The following is a 16,674-nucleotide window of genomic DNA, read 5'->3' as shown; positions in this document are numbered from 1 at the left end:
TCACTCGTTAGTGATCGTTTACACTTTTCCGCCTTTAAAGGAGGAAGTGGTAAAGGAGAGACCTAACCGCTTTACAGTGATAACAGCCTCGGGAAGAAGGTGTCATCTCCACGATCCCGGTAGGTTAAAGGAGTTAATTTACCCGGGTAATAGAATCCTTATAAGAGAGGCTAAGGGTAATAGGAAGACAGACTGTCAGGTGACAGCAGCTTGGAGCGGGAAGGAATGGGTCATCACAGACTCCAGTATTCACAGCGAGGTAGCCAGAAAATTCCTCCCTACTGATGTTAAGAGCGAGGTTAGGGTAGGAGGGAGCAGGTTAGACTTCACTTACGACGATACTTTTGTAGAGGTAAAGGGATGTACTTTAGTCAAAAACGGCGTTGCATTGTTTCCTGACGCCCCAACGGAGAGAGGTAGAAGACACATTGAGGAGTTAATAAAGCTAACGGAGGAAGGTCATAATGCCGTTATCCTAATCTTGGTAATGAGGAGCGACGCTATTTGTTTTTCTCCGAACTTTGAAACTGATGAAAAGTTTTCTGAAACTTTTCTAAGAGCGTTGAAGAAGGGAGTTAAGGTCGAGGTAAAGACCTTTCATTTTGACGGTAAAGACCTCGTCTACAAGGGTGACATCCCAGTATGTAGAGACCTTCTCCATTAGGAGATAGTTAGTACTACAAACACCAGAAATAAGGATTTAATACTCTTAAACAAGTTGTCAACGGCAACTTAACACAAGCTTCTCTTGTCGTGACAAGAGATGGTTTTACCTTATTAACTCGTGAATCCTATCGTATTATGTGCTTTGGATAAGCAAAAGGAAGGCTGAGGACTTTTATAAGCTAGCGATGACGTCCTTGAAAGCTGGAGACCTTGACGAAGCTTTGAGAAACCTGAGGCAAGCCGTAAATTTAGATGGTAACAACGTAAAGTACCGAAAATCACTTTTAGACATTTACGTTAAGTTAGGATTGTGTGAAGAAGCGGTAAAGGAAGCTCAGAAGTTAACGGAGCTAGCTCCTAATGATCCTGAAATTCACTACAAATTCGCTTTATGTCTTCATAAAATGGGGAAGGAAGAAGCCCTAAACGAGGTGGAGAAGGCTATAAAGTTAAACTATAATAACCCGGAATATCACGCCCTAAAAGCAGAAATCCTTAACGACGAAGGATACCATGAAGACGCACTACTTGAGGCAGAGAAGGCAATTAGGCTAGGTAAGGACGACGAATATATTCATTATTTAAAGGCAGAGATTCTGAAGGAAGAGAACAGGCTTATGGAAGCTATTGAAGAACTGGAGAAAGCCTCTTCGTTCAACCCTTCGAGCACATTTTATTATATAGAAAAGGCAAGGATTTACACACAATTAAAGTGGTATGAGGAGGCTCTGGAAGAGTATGAAAAGGCTTGTAATTTGAACGACTCCAATGACGAGTGTCATTACGAAAAGGCTATAGTGTTAATGACGTTACACAGATGTGACGACGCACTTACAGAATTGAACAAAGCAATAAGGCTTAACCCAAGTAGGACAGAGTACCGTTTAGCTAAGGCTAAACTCTTAATAGTTACGGGTATTTACGAAGAAGCGTTGGATGAGTGTGACCAAGTGTTAAAAAAGGATCCAAATAACTTTGAGGCTCATGAGCTGAAGGCGGAAGCGTTAGAACATCTAGGGAAAAACGAAGAGGCTAAGAGGGAATTCGAAGTAGTTTATAGATTGACCCACGATAAGGAGGTTTTTGACTAAGGTTAGGTAAGACCTCTCCTTCTTAACGTTTCGGATTATCTGAATTATATAATCCAAGGCGAAGTTAGCTTTTATCAATACGTTGATCTCATCGCGTATGTTAGATATCGAAAAACGTTAAAGGAGCTTATTATGTGTTTGTATCGCTTAAAAATCGGAATAATGATATACGAGCTATAACAACATTAATACTATTTTTACGCTATTAGGAGAGTGTTATACCTTTGTTAGGAGACTGTATAGCCCTAGAATAAACTTCTTCGGAGGAGTGACCGTGGAGGAATTAGAAATAATTAAAAGTTAAGGATAAGTTACACAACGGATAGACACAGTGTTTAAGAGCAATAATTACTAGTGTAAGTTTTCGCCTATTCTTTTCTCTACTACATATAGTACAAGGGATATAACACCGGCTAAAGTGGTAGCCTCCAGTAAAGGCACGAACAGCTGGGGCTTAGCGAAAACCAGAAACTTTAGGGAAAAGAGAAAGTATGTTATGATAAACCGGTATTCTTTCGTGGTATACTGAGAGCTTTTCAGGAAGCTTAGGGAGATCACTAGGGAAACGATATACCACCCTAAGAAGTTAGTCACCGGAATTCCGTACCATTCCAATCCCGAGGAATACCAGGTCCAGTAATGGGCTGTAACCATTATTGGATCGACTGACATGTCTATGATAACCATCATTAAGGGAAAGAAGATGACCTTATACTTTAAGGGAAAGTCCATTAACGGTAAATAGGATATGTAACTGATTATCCCCCATGCAAGGATTACGAATATAGGGACACCTAAAATGTAAGGAGGGAAATTATAAGCATAATGGCCGAAAGGTATGCCCGTATGTATTCCTAATTCTTCGAATGAGAAACCGATTAACATGGCTCCAAAGAATATTCTAAAAATATCCCTCCTATGCAATGAAATCAAGATAAGAGAAACAAGAGATAGTGAGAAGAAAATGAAAAGTATACCGTCAAGAATTATTCCTACCAGAAGTATAATAAAGGAGATGGTTATGAGTTTATCACGTTCCATAACAAAATAATGTTAGTAAAAAGGAATATAGAGTTTGTTAAAATTTATCTGAAGTTGTCGTTTAAAAAGCATCTAACCGCCACTACTAACTTTTTATGCCCATTTAACATCTTGTTATTTACCTTCCCTTTTTCGATAACCTCTCCGAACCTCCTAACCGGTGGGGGATATCTTAGCACCTTTTCTACTATTTTTTACTGAGGTGGAGCGAGATACCCTAACCCATACGTGGATAAAATAAAGGAATGGTCAGACCTAATTATGCTGAGTCTAGGAAAACCCACGGAGATATTTAGAGTACGGAATAGGTACCTGCCATTAGTATTCTCTAAACAAGTTTAGAACGCTCTGATTCTCCCCTAGTTAGGACACAGCTAGTTCTCAGTTATCAGACGTCGAGAAGAGCGAGTATATAATATTGCTAATAATAGCCGGAAATTAAACTAATACTAACTAAATAGGGAACGTAGTGGAAGCCCTTACTTCTCTAGGGATGTGGATATTCTTAGCAATTTTGATATAACAATTAACGGCGAAGAGACTGCTAACAAGCCTATGACGTCAAACTCATTCTTAACGTTACTTAAGAATTGTTTAACGATCTCACGTAATACTATTTTCCGATCTCTGAGTATTACGAGATCAAAGATAGGAGAAGAGACCCTCCTTAGCTCTTTATGAAGTGGATGATCTGAGATTAACATTGCATAACGAGTCAGGGGTTCAAAAAGTCAATAAGCTTATCCTAACTTCTGTACCTTTTCGTTGTAACCAGTAAGGTTGAAGTAAAAGATCTCTCATGGATGTTTGATACAGTCTTACAGTCCGTGTACTCGAATGAATTCCATAACTTCCCCGTCATAGTATACAAGGAATTTTATCATTTGCTTAAACCATTCATATTTTAATTAAATTGTGAAACTCACCGATAAAACTTTATTACATGTATCTAGTAACTAAAGGATGATGGTGTTAAAGAAAAGGTAAAAAAATTCCATTTACAATATTCCTTTGTGCTCGTATAATACCTGAGGTGTAAAGGCTTTAATTCTCCAACTTATGTTAAACTGCTTTGCAGCCTGCATCAACATGTCCATGTTTTCGACATCCCACTGGCAAATCGCCGTCTTATTTTCATGAGAAATTTCTACTTTTTCAAGCTTCATTCCCTTAGGAAGTTTCTTGTCCTTAACCATTTTGACTAACTGGTCGAAGAAGTTTGTAACAGCGTCTTTTTGGCTATCTTCCCATTCATGAACTACTACTACTTTCATAACAACCCACCATCTATAATTTATCTTAGAAACTAATAAATCTACTTGTTGGAAACATTTTCAAGATTATAAAAATAATGTAATAAAATAATAATAATAATTAGTTAAATTAAGTTTTATCAAATTACTCCAAAATAGTTTAACTATTACACACAATGTTTAAGTCTAGCATAATTCATACGATTATGTTCCCCTAATAACCAAGGGATTGTATCTCTAACCCATAAGTAAATAGGATACTAAAACGACATCAATGAACTCTCCAAGTCCATGTGATAAGTACCTAACGTGAGGCCAGCCTGAACTATTTTCACATTAAAGACTTTTATTTGATGAGTCACTTTAAACATTCTTCTATGAAAGCTGTGACATAACTGTATTCCTTAGCCAAGGTCTCTGGATCAGTTAGTGAATGACCGCTATCATTTACAAACAGTAACACGTCATTTCCTAACTTCCTCGCTTTCGCCACGTATTTCAGCGCATGGGCTGGATGAACCCTATCGTCGTTTATCCCCGTATAAACGAAGGTTTTTGGCAACCCGCCTTTCAGGTTGTGGTAGGGGCTATAAGATAATAAGTAGTCCTTGAACTCAGGGTCATCTGGATCCCCGTACTCTTCAATCCAATATTTCCCTACGTACATTTTATGATATCTCATCATATCTAGAACCGGATGACCGATTACCGCGCAATCCACTAGTTGAGGAGTCTTGTTAAGTACAGCTCCGACCAATAACCCACCGTTGCTCCCTCCCATTGCAACTGTCCTACCTCCAGCAAGTTTGACCAGGCTCAGGAAATGCTCAAAGTCCCTGAAGACGTTTTTCTTGTTCAAGAGCATCCCTGCCTTATGCCATTCCTCCCCGTTTTCATAACCTCCCCTTAAGTTAGTGACAAGAAAGGAGTATCCATCCTCCAGTAAGACCTTAAGGTAGTACGGTGAAAAAGGTAATAAAGAAATACGAAAACCCCGTATCCGTAAACGATTACCCCTTTCGACTTCTCGTGTTTATAAAGGAGGAAACCATGAAGTAGTACATCACCTTTTATATATATGTCTTTAACGCCTACTTCGTATTTTCCCGTCTCGATAATTGTCTCGCTATTAGTCAACACTCCTCCTTCAATCCTTCTCCTTGTCACCTTAGAAATGAAGGAAAACGAGGTCTCGAGTAGGAAAAGTGAACTTCCTCCTCCGTCCATCATAATTACGTTATCGTGAGGCTCCTCTCCTATCTTTTTACCTGAGAGGTCATAATATTCTACTGGAGTTCTATAGTCCTTTATCAAGGATATAGCTATAAAGTCTCTACCGCTTGCCACAGCGTTTATAGGTTTTTCAAAACCCAGTGTCACCCCGTTCAGGATCACATTATCGTTCTTGCGATATATTATGTAGTCCTTATAATCAACTACGCCTATCAACTCTGCCTCATCTACCTTCCTCAACTTATCAAAGCTTTCACCTACGTACAGTTCTGAGTATCTCCAACCCTTCGTTTTCACTAAGGTTATAACGTCTCCGAACACGTCAATCGATATGAATTCACCGGGCTTTAACTCCTTACCGTAAACTATATCGTCACCACAAAAGACCCTATATGTTGGGTACTCTCCACCGTCCGGGGGAGGAGATGTCCTATAGCTCTTGACGTAACAGACCTCGTTTCCGTGGTAAAAAGGTTGTGAGACCCAGTTACCTAAGTCCCTTATAACCCTACCTTCTTCTGATAGAATAAAAGTCCTAACCTCGTCACTACCCTTCTTTCCCACACTAATGCCAAGTTCCCTGAAGCCCCTTATCTTCCATATATATTGTATTACCTCGTCACTCTGGGCTGCATATAACTCCTTCCGCCCTAAGTTCACTGACCTTTTCTTTCCGTAAATCAGCATAACGGGTGTGTTTTCATCGAAGGCGAAAAGCTGGAGGACGCGTGGTTCGTAGAGAATCTCCAGAAGCTTGGGGTAAAGTTCATCAGCCCTTTTGCCGAGAAGTAATTTAGTCCTCTCGGTCTCCTCCTTTATGAACTGTACTGTTCTCTCGTCTTTTAAGTCCTCAAGGTAGATGAACTCGTCTTCCATTATCAGAATTTGGTTCAATGAGGTTATTAAACTGTACAAGAAAATTTAGGGATCTAGAAAGGATTAGCCAATAGGTGTCAGCGACAAAAGGATATTCTATAGTTTTCGGCATCTCTATAAAAGACTATAACCACTCCACTCATACGTACGAAAACTTCAAGAATCGACTTGTTATAGATCATGGGCTGGTAGGAAAAAGTGTCTTACCTCGGTCTTCATCATTCTACTATTAACGGTATTTGATATCTGAGTATTCTGACCTTTTTCCCTATTTTCACTTCGCCTTCGACTATAGCTAAAAGCCCTCCCTTTACTCCCTCAAACCTAACCATCGCTATTTTCTGAGGTGGGTCTACCTTATTACCCTTATCATCCCTGTAAATCACCGTATAGGTGTCTATGTACGGTGCAGACCCGACCTCAACGAACTCAGTCTTACAGAAGCACTCCTCGCAGTAAAGACGCGGAGGGACGTATGTCATACCACACCTTGGGCACTTACTCCCAATTATCTTGCCAGCCTGAATCCCCTTTACGAATTCCTCTCCCGCTATCCCTACCGTATAGAGGTATTCCTCAGCACCCATCTTATCTATTAAAGATAAGGGCTTATCCCCGTCACCCTTAAACCAGCTCATCCCTCGACCACCTTAAAACACTCTATATCGTTTATACTGCCTTCTCTCTTTTCCCTCCACACAGCTTTCACCTTTTTTCCGATTAACCGATCCACGTCCACTTTACCGCATATTCTGTGAAAGAGACCCGGGAATATCCAGTCCTTCTCTCTCCCTCCTAACCTTATCACGGCGATTACCTCTGGCTCTTCCAACTTGTCCCTAGTCCAAGAAATATAGCTCGCACTAGCTGTTTCTATTACACCCTCATCACTCACTTCGACCCACTCGTCTGTAGGTCTGAAACAGTCGTCACAGTACATTCTTGGCGGTACGTAAACCCTTCCGCAACGGTAGCACTTCCTACCTATAATCTTCCCTTCTTTCAGACCGTTGAGAAACTTCGTATAAGCTATCCCTGCTGAGAAGGAATAGTAGGCTTCAAGCTTATACCTTATAGTCACAGCTTCTTCGCTCTTCTTTATCGGAGTTACCACAGCCCTCACCTCCTCATGATCACTACAGCTGACATCTGCATGAGGTCGCCCCAGTTCTGAGCCAGACCGGTATATACGGGTTTCTTCACCTGCATCCTCCCAGCAATACCCTTTAACTGCCAGTAAATGCTTATGACCTTTAGAAGACCGGAAGCACCTATCGGGTTACCGCAACCCATGAGTCCTCCCGAGGGGCTACTGGGTATATCACCGTCAAGATCGAACACTCCCTCCTTAAGGAGTTTGGGGGCTTCTCCTCTCTTTGCGATCTTCAAACCCTCGATGTGGTGGAGCTCTTTGTAATCGAACGGGTCATGGGGCTCTATCACGTCGATCTCCTTATCAGGCCTTTCTATCTTAGCCATTTTGTATGCCATCATAGCCGATTCTTCCACATATCTGGCATAGGCTAGTTCTCTGTTACTCCACTGAGGATTGTCCATGTTCCATCCTACACCTACGATCCATACCGGGGTGTCCGTAAACTGTCTAGCAACATCCCCGTTAACTACCACTATAGCCCCCGCACCATCGCTCACCGGGCTTACGTCCAACCTGTTGACGGGCCACACTAAGACTTCGCTGTTCAAGACGTCATCGACCGTGATGTTAGCTGCTGCCTGAGCGTAGGGGTTATTCAAAGCGTTTCTCTTATTCTTTACTGATACAAGTGCTATTTCCTCTTTGGACACGTTATATGTCTTCATATATCTATACATTTCCATTGCGAAAATCCAGATGAGGTTAGGGTTTAGGGGCTTTTCTGTTATCGGATCCCATATGTAACGGAAAACAGACTGGGGATGAGGTAAAGCGTGGCTCATCTTTTCCTCACCGATCACTAAAACCTTATCACAAAGCCCGCTAGCCACGTGATACCATGCTGAGATGGTAGCCATGCCTCCAGTAGCTCCACCAGCATAAACTCTGCTTACAGTCTTTCTAACTCCTCCCGAGTGGGCTATATGCTCTCCCCTCATGTGAACCCCGTCGTAAGCATCAAGAGCTGCACTAGTTATAACGCAGTCGATATCCTTTAGTTCGAGCCCAGCCTCATCGAGGGCTTTTCTAGCAGCTTCCCAAGCCATTTCCTGAGGAGTCTCCTTAAGTCTCCTCCTGAAGAGTGTTAATCCCGCCCCTATTATAGCTACTTTCCTCAACATCATCACCTCTCCAGTACTGCTACCCCTCCCGTAAAGCTCGGGACTCCTCTCCACGAAGCTACAACTGCTTTGTCGAACTCACCTCTCCTCATAAATTCCACAGCGTCCAGTAGAAGTGCCAGACCACTGGCGTCCAACGGTCTTCCTTCTGACAGATGCCCTCCGAGAGGGTTTACCGGTGTTTTTCCGTCCGCATAGAGTTCTCCTTCCCTTAACTTTTTCACGGGGTCTTGAACCTTTAATGCCTCTAAGTGTTGTAACTCTTTGTAGCTGTAAGTGTCATCGACAAAAAAAGCTACGTTTTCCAGCCTATGTAGTCTCGCGATTTTGAACGCTTTGTCAGCAGCCAACCTGAGGTATGTAGACCTTCCGAGATCGGATAACTCCATAGTTGAATCGTAACCTACACCTACACCGGTTATCCATATGGGATCGTCTGTGTATTTTCTAGCGACTTCCTCGTTAGCTAATACGATTACTACGGCTGCATCTGTAAATGGGGATATGTCGAGGCTTGTTAGGGGGTAAACTACGTAAGGCTGCTTGACTACTTCTTCTATGCTCAAAGATGATGAATATGACCCTCTCGGGTTTTTCAACCCGTTTCTTTTGTTCTTTACAACTACTTCAGCTAGGTCTTCTTTGGTCGCTTTAGTCCTTTCCATGAACTTCACAGCGTCTAGTCCCGCCAAGAAATGGAAGTTCCTTGCACCTATTCTACCGTACAACGGGTCGTAGGCGAACTCCATTATCTTTTCCATTGTTATAATATCGCTGGGTTTTGCGTGTGACTCCACTACAGTTACCTTAGATATACCTGATTCAATGTGCATAACAGCGTGCATTATTGCCTGAACCGAGTCCCCAGGTACTGTCATTACGGGCCTAAGAGTACCTCCGATAGGGTCTGGAGCGAACTCACCAGAAATGCTTATCCCTTCCCAGAAGTCCTCCTGGCACGACACAAATGTGTCCACGTCTCTTCTTGGGTTTACATGAGCGTCTTCATAAGCCCTTAAAGCCGCCTCAAATACCATCTCCCTGAAGGAGAGCTCGGGAGTCGATGGAGTGAAGCCGTACCAACCTACTCCTATTATACCGACTCTCATATTTTCTCAGATGTTATCAATATTATTAAATCTTTCTTTTTATTCCTGTTTTTCCAATTTTATTGACTAAATAAAATTAACTGAACAGTAGAAAAGAGTTTCAGAGATATAACAAGAATTTTCAGTTACCGTAAAGTAAGGTAATGGTTTTAACTTCACATTACGATATTCAGTAGTGTTAGGGCTACTGGTAAGTCACGGCTCTCCTACTATCCTAATAGAGGACTTGCCTTGGAAGAAAGAACTGAGGGAATTAGGAGAGAAAATAAGGAGAGAATATGAGCCTGATCTGGTCGTAGTCTTGTCTCCCCACTTTATGAACTGGGGTGAAGACAACTTAATAGAAGCCGGAGAGAAGCTTAAATGTATTCAGGACTATTACGGGTTCCCTGAGGAACTTTACCGCTACTGCTATGAAATGCCTAATGATGTTGAGGTGGCGGAGAAGCTTTCAACTTTTCTCAGAAAGGACTACCAGTGGGGGCTTGATCACGGCGGCTGGATCCCGTTATATTATATGTTCCCGGAGGGAGGTATTAAGTGTGTAACTATATCCATTAGCAACCGTTCACCTGAAGAACACTATCGTTTAGGTGTTAAGATAGGTGAAGTACTAAGAGAAACTGGTAGAAAACCATTAGTCATAGCTACAAGTTCGCCAACCCATAGGCTAGACTTATATTCCCTCAAGGTCGGCAGGGACACATTCTTCATATTCGACCATATACTTCAGGACTTAATCGAAGAGGGTAGGTTTGAGGAAATAGTCAAAATACAACAACTTTTCCCGAAGGAGTTTAAGAACTCTTCACCGGAGGGTGACCTGAAGCCACTGTACGTTATGTTAGGTATAGTAAGACCTACTTTGGGTAAGGTGATTTATTACGACGTACCATGGCCCGGAGTTAGTATGATGCTAGCGTCTTTTCAGTAAGTAGATTAAAGAAATGTATAGCTTGGCGAGAAAAAGCGTAGAATTAGTTTTAAATCTTCTTGTTCAGGAACGCGTTCAGGAATTCCTTTTCGACCTCATCAAATTTTACTTGGTTGTCACCGTGTATGTACTCCCAGACCTTGACTGCTGTGCTCAGAACTACACCTTGTCCGAAGTGGTTAACGTACCCGTTGAAGTGTTCGCACGAACCTACGAAGACACCGCTCGTATCACCTTCGTAGATCACCCCCTTTGAAGTCAAGGCGAACTGAGATATGTCATAATGATTCTTAATCGCGAAGAGGAAACTCAACGCGTCCGCTATATACCTATCGCCGATCGAAGTCCTCATACAGTGTACGAACCCGCCGAAATCGAAACCCTGAACTGATAACATGTTATATATATTCTTGTCGGATGATACTATATTAGAACTCAGGTCGTTATTCCCCTATATACACAGTAATCCAAAAGGGAGAAAACGTTAAACCACACCTTACGCTTCTTGCCTAAACATTTTTAAAGTTTCAATGTTTTCCTTGACAAACGTGTTGTAATCATACTAGCTAGTTAAGAACTCTGATGTGCTTTCCCAGTGTAGAATCATGTCCTTCTTTTTGTATATAACTTTTTAAATAAGGCCGTTGTTCTCACGAATATGAAATTCCTCCGTGAGTCCACCGGTTTCGTTAAGGAGTTCAATGCTTTTGACGCTTTCGCCCTTAATTTCTCCTTTCTGGGTCCTGCAGCAGGCGTAGCCTATCCACTCTTCATAGCGGCCTTCTTACCCGAAGCCAGTTGGACATTAGCTGTGATCATAGGCTCATTATTGATGGTACCGGTCGTCATTAATTACTACCTCTTAACAATGTTGATCCCCAGAAGTGGAGGGGACTACATATTCGTATCTAGGGCTATGGGACCGTTCATCGGTAGTGTTCTAGGTATGTCACTCATCATGGCTTTTACTATGGGTTTCCCAGTATTGGCCTTACTAGAGGTCGTTATGGTAATTACCCCTGGTCTACAGTCACTAGGGTACGTACTAGGTGTTAGAGGTCTAATCAGTCTTGGGGAGGGAATAACTTCTTCTCCCTTAGAGCTTTTCGCAGTCACTACATTAGTCATCTTCGCTGTTTTTTCCCTCTCGTTATCAGAAAGACTATACGTTAGGGCGTTCCGTTATCTCACTTTGCTTCAAATTGCCGGTACGGTTTTTATGGTAGTAGGTCTGTTCACAGTTAACGACCAACCGGTCTTCACTTCACCGTACGTAAACTTACAAACGTTGTCTCTTTCCTCAATATTCGTTCTTTCCATGTTTGCCTTCACTAACGCTCCAGCGTTCTTTGCAGGTGAGATAAAGAGAATTAAAAAGAGTTTCATATCGGGTTATCTTATCTCATACGCTGTAGCAACGTTGTTCGCGTTATTGTTAGTGATAGGGATCGAGAGAGGATTCGGTAAGCAAAACTATATTAATTACGTACTTAATGGGTGGAGCCTACCAATGTCCACTTCGTCCATTCTCTCCTTTGCCGTATACGCGTTTTTGAACGTCCCGTATATTGTGGTATTCTTAGCGATCTCAGCCCTAAGTTGGTACGTGCTATACGCGATGATAAATGTGGGAGCATCATCAAGGATACTTTTTTCAATGGCCTTCGACAGGTTACTTCCCTCATTCTTTGCCGAGGTCAGGAGAGGTATACCTATATACTCGCTTATATTCACTCTAACCCTTTCAATGCTTTTCAACTTCTTGGAGGTATATCTGAGTTACTCCGTTAGCTTTGCAGTTGACGGCCTTTGGTTCGTAATTTGGAACTACTTAATCGTGGCAATAGCTTCGATAAAATACGGAAAATCCGACAGGAAAATTCTTATTACGTCTCTTCTATCGGTTTTCACGTTGTCTCTCGTAGTAGTACTAACAGTGCTTTACGGATTACTGAATAGCTCCTTCGGAAGCATAATATTCCAAGGTAATACAGCCTTTGACTTAGCTACGATAATAGTACCACCCATGACCGGGACAGTGACTTACTTAATATCCAAAGAGATAAGGAAAAAACAGGGTATTGAACTGTCGGAGATATACAAGGAAATCCCTCCAGAGTAATCATTTTATCAAACGCTCTGCGTTGTCCTTCAGTATCTTCTTTTTTATCTCACCGTCGATAGGTATAGCGTCAAACTCCTTCAACCACCTCTTCGGGCTGATAAGGGGGAAGTCAGAACCGAAGATGAGCTTGTCAGCTAGCCTTTTGGCGTTATCCCACAAAACTCTAGGAATGTACTTTGGTTCCCAACCGGATAAGTCTAAATAGACGTTGGGTTTGTGTAGTGAAACAGCAATGGCCTCTTCAGTCCACGGCCAGCCGAAGTGGGCTAAAACCATTTTCAAGTCCGGATACATCACCGCAATCTCATCGAAATATATCGGCCTACCGTAATCGAGCCTTATGTTCGATCTTACGCCAGCCTCTATGCCTGAAGTGCCCGTATGAAATACAGCGATTAGGTTGTATCTTTCGACAACCGAGTATAGCTTCATAGCCCTCTCGTCTAAGGGATGAAAGCCTTGTAACTGAGGGTGGAATTTGACACCTTGAGGTTCTACTTCCTTTATCGCCTTTTCGAGTTCCTCTACCGAATTTGGCTTCAGGGGATCTACTGAGATGAACTTTATCACTCGTGCATCTCTAATCCCTGCGACTAATTCATTTGGAATCCTTCTTCCCATGAAAGTGGTAGAGTCTATAGGCAATATAACGACTCTTTCAATGCCTAATGTTTCAACTTCATCTAAAATAACCTTTAGGTCTTTTATCTCGACCTTAGCGTTGAAATATCTTAGTGCAGGTTCAGCATACTCACCGAGATATCTGAGGAACTCCTTTACTGGGGCGTGAAAGTGGAAATCTATTGCCCCAATGCTTTTCTCAACTCCTCTATTATTGAGGGGTCATCTAACGTAGATACATCACCTATTTCTTCTCCCCTGACTAGAGCCCTCAGCAGTCTCCTCATTATCTTACCGCTCTTAGTCTTAGGTAGACGCCTAACAAATACTACTCTATCAACAATATAACCGCTGTTCCTTAAGTACTCCTTGATCATGTTTTCCAGTTCTTGGCTCTCAGACACACCCTTCTTAGGTACTGCTACTACTAATATCCCTTCGCCTCCGTCTTTCTTGTAACCAACTGCTGCAGCCTCAGCTATTGCCGGGTGTGTGACTACCACACTCTCTACCTCCATAGTCCCTATTCTTTCCCCTGCTGTTATTACGTCATCTGCCCTACCTAACACGTACAAGTAACCGTCTTTGTCCACATATCCGTAATCACCGGTGTAGAAATAACCTTGAAACCTAGACCAATAAGTCTTAACTACTCTTTCACCGTTATGATCTTTATGCATCTTTGCCAAGGCCGGGCTACACGGTTTCAACACGATATAGCCCTTACTCTGAGGGGGTAGAGGTTTACCCTCATCGTCTACTACTACGTATTCTGACCCTGGGAACTTAGTCCCCGCGGAACCAGGCTTATAGGGAATCTCGGCTATTCCGAAAGGAGTAGCCGCGACTGGGTAGAGGTGTTCCGTCATCCAATACGCACCTGCTATATACACATTAGGAATGTGTTCTCTCAACCACATCCACGCCCCAACATTTAATGGTTCTCCAGTGTTGAGTATCATTCTTAAAGTAGATATGTCCCCTAATTTTACCGACTCCTCTCCTAAGCTCTTCAATGTATATAACGTCGTTGTTGACGACCAGACCAACGATACTCCGAATCTCTCGACAACTCTTGAGAATATGTCGGGTTTATAACCGATAAACCCCTCGAAGAGCACTCCTGTTAATCCCATGACCGGAATCACGTATACGTTTGCCATAGGCCATACTGGCCAACCAAGCTCTGAAATCGTCCACCACACGTCGTTCTGTTTTGGGTTAAAAATCGATTTGAACGCTGTGTTTAATGCCACCACGTAACCGCCGTTGGTGTGAGTTAGACCTTTCGGTCTGCCTGTTGTCCCTGATGTGTAATATATCGTGGCGACTTCGTTAGATTCTACGGCTACTGGCTCAACTTCCACCTTACCTCTGGGTTTAACCTCCTCGTATATTATGTCCATCTTGTTTACGTTAAAGTCATCATAGCCTCGCTTCACGACCAGAACCTTCTCTACCGGAGTCTTATACTCGTTAAGTAGTTTATCGACGAAGTCTTTTATCCTTATTTCGTTCCCGTTCCTGAAGCCCTTACTAGCTACTACCATTACTTTCGAGTCACAATCGTTAAGCCTATAGGATAGTGTCTCAGGACTTAACCCTACGTAATGTATGACTAGAGTAGCACCTAATCGGTGAACGGCTAAAGAGAAGTATAAAGCTTCTGGGATGCTCGGCATTAAGAGCGAGACCGTGTCACCCTTTTTCACTCCCAACTCCTTCAATACGTAAGCTGCCTTGTTCACTTCACAGTATAGGTCTCTGTAGGATATTGCCTTACTCTCAAGCCTCTCATTAACCCAATAGAATGCTACCTTCTCTCCCTTTTCTGGTAAATGTCTATCAACGGCGTTATAAGATATATTCAACAACCCGTTTACGTACCACTTTTCGAAAGGTGGATGACCTTCAATAATCTTATCAGGTCTCTTGAACCATGTTATCAGCTTCGCTTTTTCCGCCCAAAATTTCTCAGGGTCCTTTTTAGCTTCCTCCCATTCTTTGATCACTTTCTCTAGACCGTAAAACTTAGCGTCCATAAAATTATATTACATAAATTCTCATATATATTTTACTTTGCACATTTATTTATTAACAATTATTTCAAAAGATAACATATGAGCGAACTGATCTTGGACTCCATAAGGGAATTCGTGAAAAAACATGTAGAGCCCTTGGCAGTAAAAATTGACAAAGAGGACTGGTACCCCAGAGAGTTAGTAAGAAAAATGGGGGAAATGGGGTTTTTAGCACCTATGAGCGAAGGGCTTAGCCTACTTGACACAGCGTTGATCTTGAAGGAAATTGCTAAGGTTAGCGGTTCCGTAGCTCTCATACAAGACGCTCAGGGCGAACTGGTAACAGAACCACTGAGAGTTTATGAGGGAGATAAATACACTGTGGAGATGCTTTCCAAAGGCGAGTTAATAGGGGGGTTTGCCCTCAGTGAACCTCAGGGGGGAAGTGATGTAGCTTCAATTAATACTAGGGCAGAGAAAGTTAACGGAAAGTGGGTGATCAACGGGAAGAAGATATGGACTACCCAAGGTCTTTATGCCGATGTATATCTCGTTACAGCAAAGACCGGAGAAAATGGCCTTAAGTCTATAACTACTTTTCTAGTACGAAAAGGGGAATGTGTAAAGGTGAATAAGATAGAAGTGATGGGAAATAGAGGCACTGGTACGGCTGAAGTTGAGTTCAACAACTGTGAAGCTGACAATATCGTAGGTGAAGTTAACAAGGGCTGGGAGGTAGTCAAGTACGCCCTTCTAGTGGGAAGGGTTGCGATCTCAGCCATAGCTCTGGGTTTAGCTGAGGGAGCTTTAGAGGAAGCTCTCGAGTGGGCAAAGAGTAGGGAACTGTTTGGAACCAAACTCGTGGAAAAGCAAGGTATACAGTGGTATTTGGCAGAAAGTGTAGCTCAGATAACTTCCCTCAATACGTTGTTAAAGTCTGTAGCCGAGACTAAGGACGTTTTCAAGGACGAAGGAAAAATTGCGGTGTTGAAGTATTTGTCAACAAGAATTGCGACTGAAATTGTGGATAAAGCTGTACAAATCATGGGTGGAATGGGTTATGCTAAAGGGACTAAAAGCGAGAGGGCTTACAGAGATGTAAGATTAGGAAGAATAGGGGAGGGAACCGATGAAGTGCAGTTAGGGATAATCTTTAAGATGGTTAATAAAGAGGGACTCCGGTACTTTACAGAATGGGGAGTTAAGAGGGTATGATAATCCCTACTCTTTAAAATGGTTCTCTAAGCCACATGTCTACTACCCACCTAATATGACCTCCTGAACCAATGGCGAGAACTAGTGGAAGGGAACCCTTGCCCTTTCTGGATTTATGTATTTAGATTGGGTTATAGTAACTTATGGAGTTGCTTACGTTGCGAGTGTATCCTAAAAATTGTTAAAAAATTAGTTGGAAGGATTATATACTT

General features: G+C 42.3%; 17 protein-coding genes. 5 read left to right on the top strand and 12 right to left on the bottom strand.

Going from position 1 to position 16,674, the window contains the following annotated elements; genetic code table 11:
* The first annotated feature begins 10 nt into the window (after positions 1–10).
* Positions 11–664 (top strand): DNA/RNA nuclease SfsA, encoded by a 654-nt coding sequence (sfsA, locus tag WIW52_RS06710; protein ID WP_337709427.1) that lies wholly within the window; start codon positions 11–13, stop codon positions 662–664.
* A 139-nt stretch (positions 665–803) separates the two neighbouring features.
* Positions 804–1,757 carry a tetratricopeptide repeat protein gene (locus WIW52_RS06705; RefSeq protein ID WP_337709425.1) on the top strand — a complete coding sequence of 318 codons (954 nt, stop codon included), beginning with the start codon at positions 804–806 and terminating at the stop codon, positions 1,755–1,757.
* Positions 1,758–2,108: 351 nt separating this feature from the next.
* Here WIW52_RS06705 and WIW52_RS06700 read toward each other — a convergent pair whose 3' ends face one another.
* The 9 genes from WIW52_RS06700 to WIW52_RS06660 form a co-directional block, all read right to left on the bottom strand.
* A complete protein-coding gene (locus tag WIW52_RS06700; protein WP_337709423.1) occupies positions 2,109–2,798 on the bottom strand; it encodes a carotenoid biosynthesis protein in 690 nt (229 codons plus the stop codon).
* 479 nt (positions 2,799–3,277) lie between these two features.
* Positions 3,278–3,502, bottom strand: a complete 225-nt coding sequence (locus WIW52_RS06695; RefSeq protein WP_337709421.1) for a hypothetical protein — start codon at positions 3,500–3,502, stop codon at positions 3,278–3,280.
* A 294-nt stretch (positions 3,503–3,796) separates the two neighbouring features.
* Positions 3,797–4,072: a hypothetical protein gene (locus WIW52_RS06690; RefSeq protein WP_337701779.1), complete on the bottom strand. Its 276-nt coding sequence runs from the start codon at positions 4,070–4,072 to the stop codon at positions 3,797–3,799.
* Positions 4,073–4,409: 337 nt separating this feature from the next.
* Positions 4,410–4,994 carry a prolyl oligopeptidase family serine peptidase gene (locus tag WIW52_RS06685; RefSeq protein ID WP_337709483.1) on the bottom strand — a complete coding sequence of 195 codons (585 nt, stop codon included), beginning with the start codon at positions 4,992–4,994 and terminating at the stop codon, positions 4,410–4,412.
* Positions 4,958–6,160, bottom strand: coding sequence for a hypothetical protein (locus WIW52_RS06680; protein WP_337709419.1), 1,203 nt, complete (start codon positions 6,158–6,160; stop codon positions 4,958–4,960). The genes WIW52_RS06685 and WIW52_RS06680 overlap by 37 nt, the downstream gene beginning before the upstream one ends.
* A gap of 218 nt (positions 6,161–6,378) precedes the next feature.
* The gene (locus WIW52_RS06675) at positions 6,379–6,798 is read right to left on the bottom strand and encodes a Zn-ribbon domain-containing OB-fold protein (RefSeq protein ID WP_337709418.1); all 420 of its coding nucleotides are present in this window, start codon (positions 6,796–6,798) and stop codon (positions 6,379–6,381) included.
* Positions 6,795–7,274, bottom strand: coding sequence for a Zn-ribbon domain-containing OB-fold protein (locus WIW52_RS06670; RefSeq protein ID WP_337709416.1), 480 nt, complete (start codon positions 7,272–7,274; stop codon positions 6,795–6,797). Before WIW52_RS06670 ends, WIW52_RS06675 begins: the two co-directional genes overlap by 4 nt.
* A 5-nt stretch (positions 7,275–7,279) precedes the next feature.
* Positions 7,280–8,440, bottom strand: a complete 1,161-nt coding sequence (locus tag WIW52_RS06665) for a thiolase domain-containing protein (protein WP_337709481.1) — start codon at positions 8,438–8,440, stop codon at positions 7,280–7,282.
* Complete coding sequence (locus WIW52_RS06660; protein ID WP_337709414.1) at positions 8,440–9,546, bottom strand: thiolase domain-containing protein; 1,107 nt, start codon at positions 9,544–9,546, stop codon at positions 8,440–8,442. Before WIW52_RS06660 ends, WIW52_RS06665 begins: the two co-directional genes overlap by 1 nt.
* Before the next feature lie 175 nt (positions 9,547–9,721).
* On the opposite strand from WIW52_RS06660, the gene WIW52_RS06655 reads away from it, so the two are divergent.
* Entirely contained in the window at positions 9,722–10,480 is a 759-nt protein-coding gene (locus WIW52_RS06655; RefSeq protein ID WP_337709412.1) for a dioxygenase family protein, read from the top strand.
* Positions 10,481–10,529: 49 nt separating this feature from the next.
* On the opposite strand, the gene WIW52_RS06650 is transcribed toward WIW52_RS06655, so the two are convergent.
* A complete protein-coding gene (locus WIW52_RS06650) occupies positions 10,530–10,877 on the bottom strand; it encodes a hypothetical protein (RefSeq protein ID WP_337709410.1) in 348 nt (115 codons plus the stop codon).
* Positions 10,878–11,138: 261 nt separating this feature from the next.
* On the opposite strand from WIW52_RS06650, the gene WIW52_RS06645 reads away from it, so the two are divergent.
* Complete coding sequence (locus WIW52_RS06645; RefSeq protein ID WP_337709408.1) at positions 11,139–12,602, top strand: amino acid permease; 1,464 nt, start codon at positions 11,139–11,141, stop codon at positions 12,600–12,602.
* Here the strand turns inward: WIW52_RS06645 and WIW52_RS06640 are convergent, their stop codons facing one another.
* Both WIW52_RS06640 and WIW52_RS06635 read right to left on the bottom strand, forming a co-directional pair.
* Positions 12,603–13,409: an amidohydrolase family protein gene (locus tag WIW52_RS06640; protein WP_337709480.1), complete on the bottom strand. Its 807-nt coding sequence runs from the start codon at positions 13,407–13,409 to the stop codon at positions 12,603–12,605. It abuts the gene before it with no gap.
* Positions 13,406–15,268, bottom strand: a complete 1,863-nt coding sequence (locus WIW52_RS06635; RefSeq protein ID WP_337709406.1) for an AMP-binding protein — start codon at positions 15,266–15,268, stop codon at positions 13,406–13,408. The genes WIW52_RS06640 and WIW52_RS06635 overlap by 4 nt, the downstream gene beginning before the upstream one ends.
* 78 nt (positions 15,269–15,346) lie before the next feature.
* Between WIW52_RS06635 and WIW52_RS06630 the strand changes: the two genes are divergently transcribed.
* Positions 15,347–16,462: an acyl-CoA dehydrogenase family protein gene (locus WIW52_RS06630; RefSeq protein ID WP_337709404.1), complete on the top strand. Its 1,116-nt coding sequence runs from the start codon at positions 15,347–15,349 to the stop codon at positions 16,460–16,462.
* Positions 16,463–16,674 lie beyond the last annotated feature (212 nt).

This window comes from Stygiolobus sp. RP850M (assembly GCF_037389295.1).
In the GTDB taxonomy this organism is placed as follows: Archaea; Thermoproteota; Thermoprotei_A; order Sulfolobales; family Sulfolobaceae; genus Stygiolobus.
The sequence above is the reverse complement of the archived record's forward strand: the minus strand, read 5'-3'. Positions and strand labels throughout refer to the sequence as shown.

Bases quoted from the DNA above. Each gene is read 5' to 3' on its own strand.
- WIW52_RS06660 (WP_337709414.1), bottom strand. From the start codon at position 9,546: ATGAGAGTCGGTATAATAGGAGTAGGTTGGTACGGCTTCACTCCATCG.
- WIW52_RS06680 (WP_337709419.1), bottom strand. From the start codon at position 6,160: ATGGAAGACGAGTTCATCTACCTTGAGGACTTAAAAGACGAGAGAACA.
- WIW52_RS06675 (WP_337709418.1), bottom strand. From the start codon at position 6,798: ATGAGCTGGTTTAAGGGTGACGGGGATAAGCCCTTATCTTTAATAGAT.
- WIW52_RS06695 (WP_337709421.1), bottom strand. From the start codon at position 3,502: ATGTTAATCTCAGATCATCCACTTCATAAAGAGCTAAGGAGGGTCTCT.
- WIW52_RS06700 (WP_337709423.1), bottom strand. From the start codon at position 2,798: ATGGAACGTGATAAACTCATAACCATCTCCTTTATTATACTTCTGGTA.
- WIW52_RS06630 (WP_337709404.1), top strand. From the start codon at position 15,347: ATGAGCGAACTGATCTTGGACTCCATAAGGGAATTCGTGAAAAAACAT.
- WIW52_RS06690 (WP_337701779.1), bottom strand. From the start codon at position 4,072: ATGAAAGTAGTAGTAGTTCATGAATGGGAAGATAGCCAAAAAGACGCT.
- WIW52_RS06645 (WP_337709408.1), top strand. From the start codon at position 11,139: ATGAAATTCCTCCGTGAGTCCACCGGTTTCGTTAAGGAGTTCAATGCT.
- WIW52_RS06635 (WP_337709406.1), bottom strand. From the start codon at position 15,268: ATGGACGCTAAGTTTTACGGTCTAGAGAAAGTGATCAAAGAATGGGAG.
- WIW52_RS06650 (WP_337709410.1), bottom strand. From the start codon at position 10,877: ATGTTATCAGTTCAGGGTTTCGATTTCGGCGGGTTCGTACACTGTATG.
- WIW52_RS06665 (WP_337709481.1), bottom strand. From the start codon at position 8,440: ATGATGTTGAGGAAAGTAGCTATAATAGGGGCGGGATTAACACTCTTC.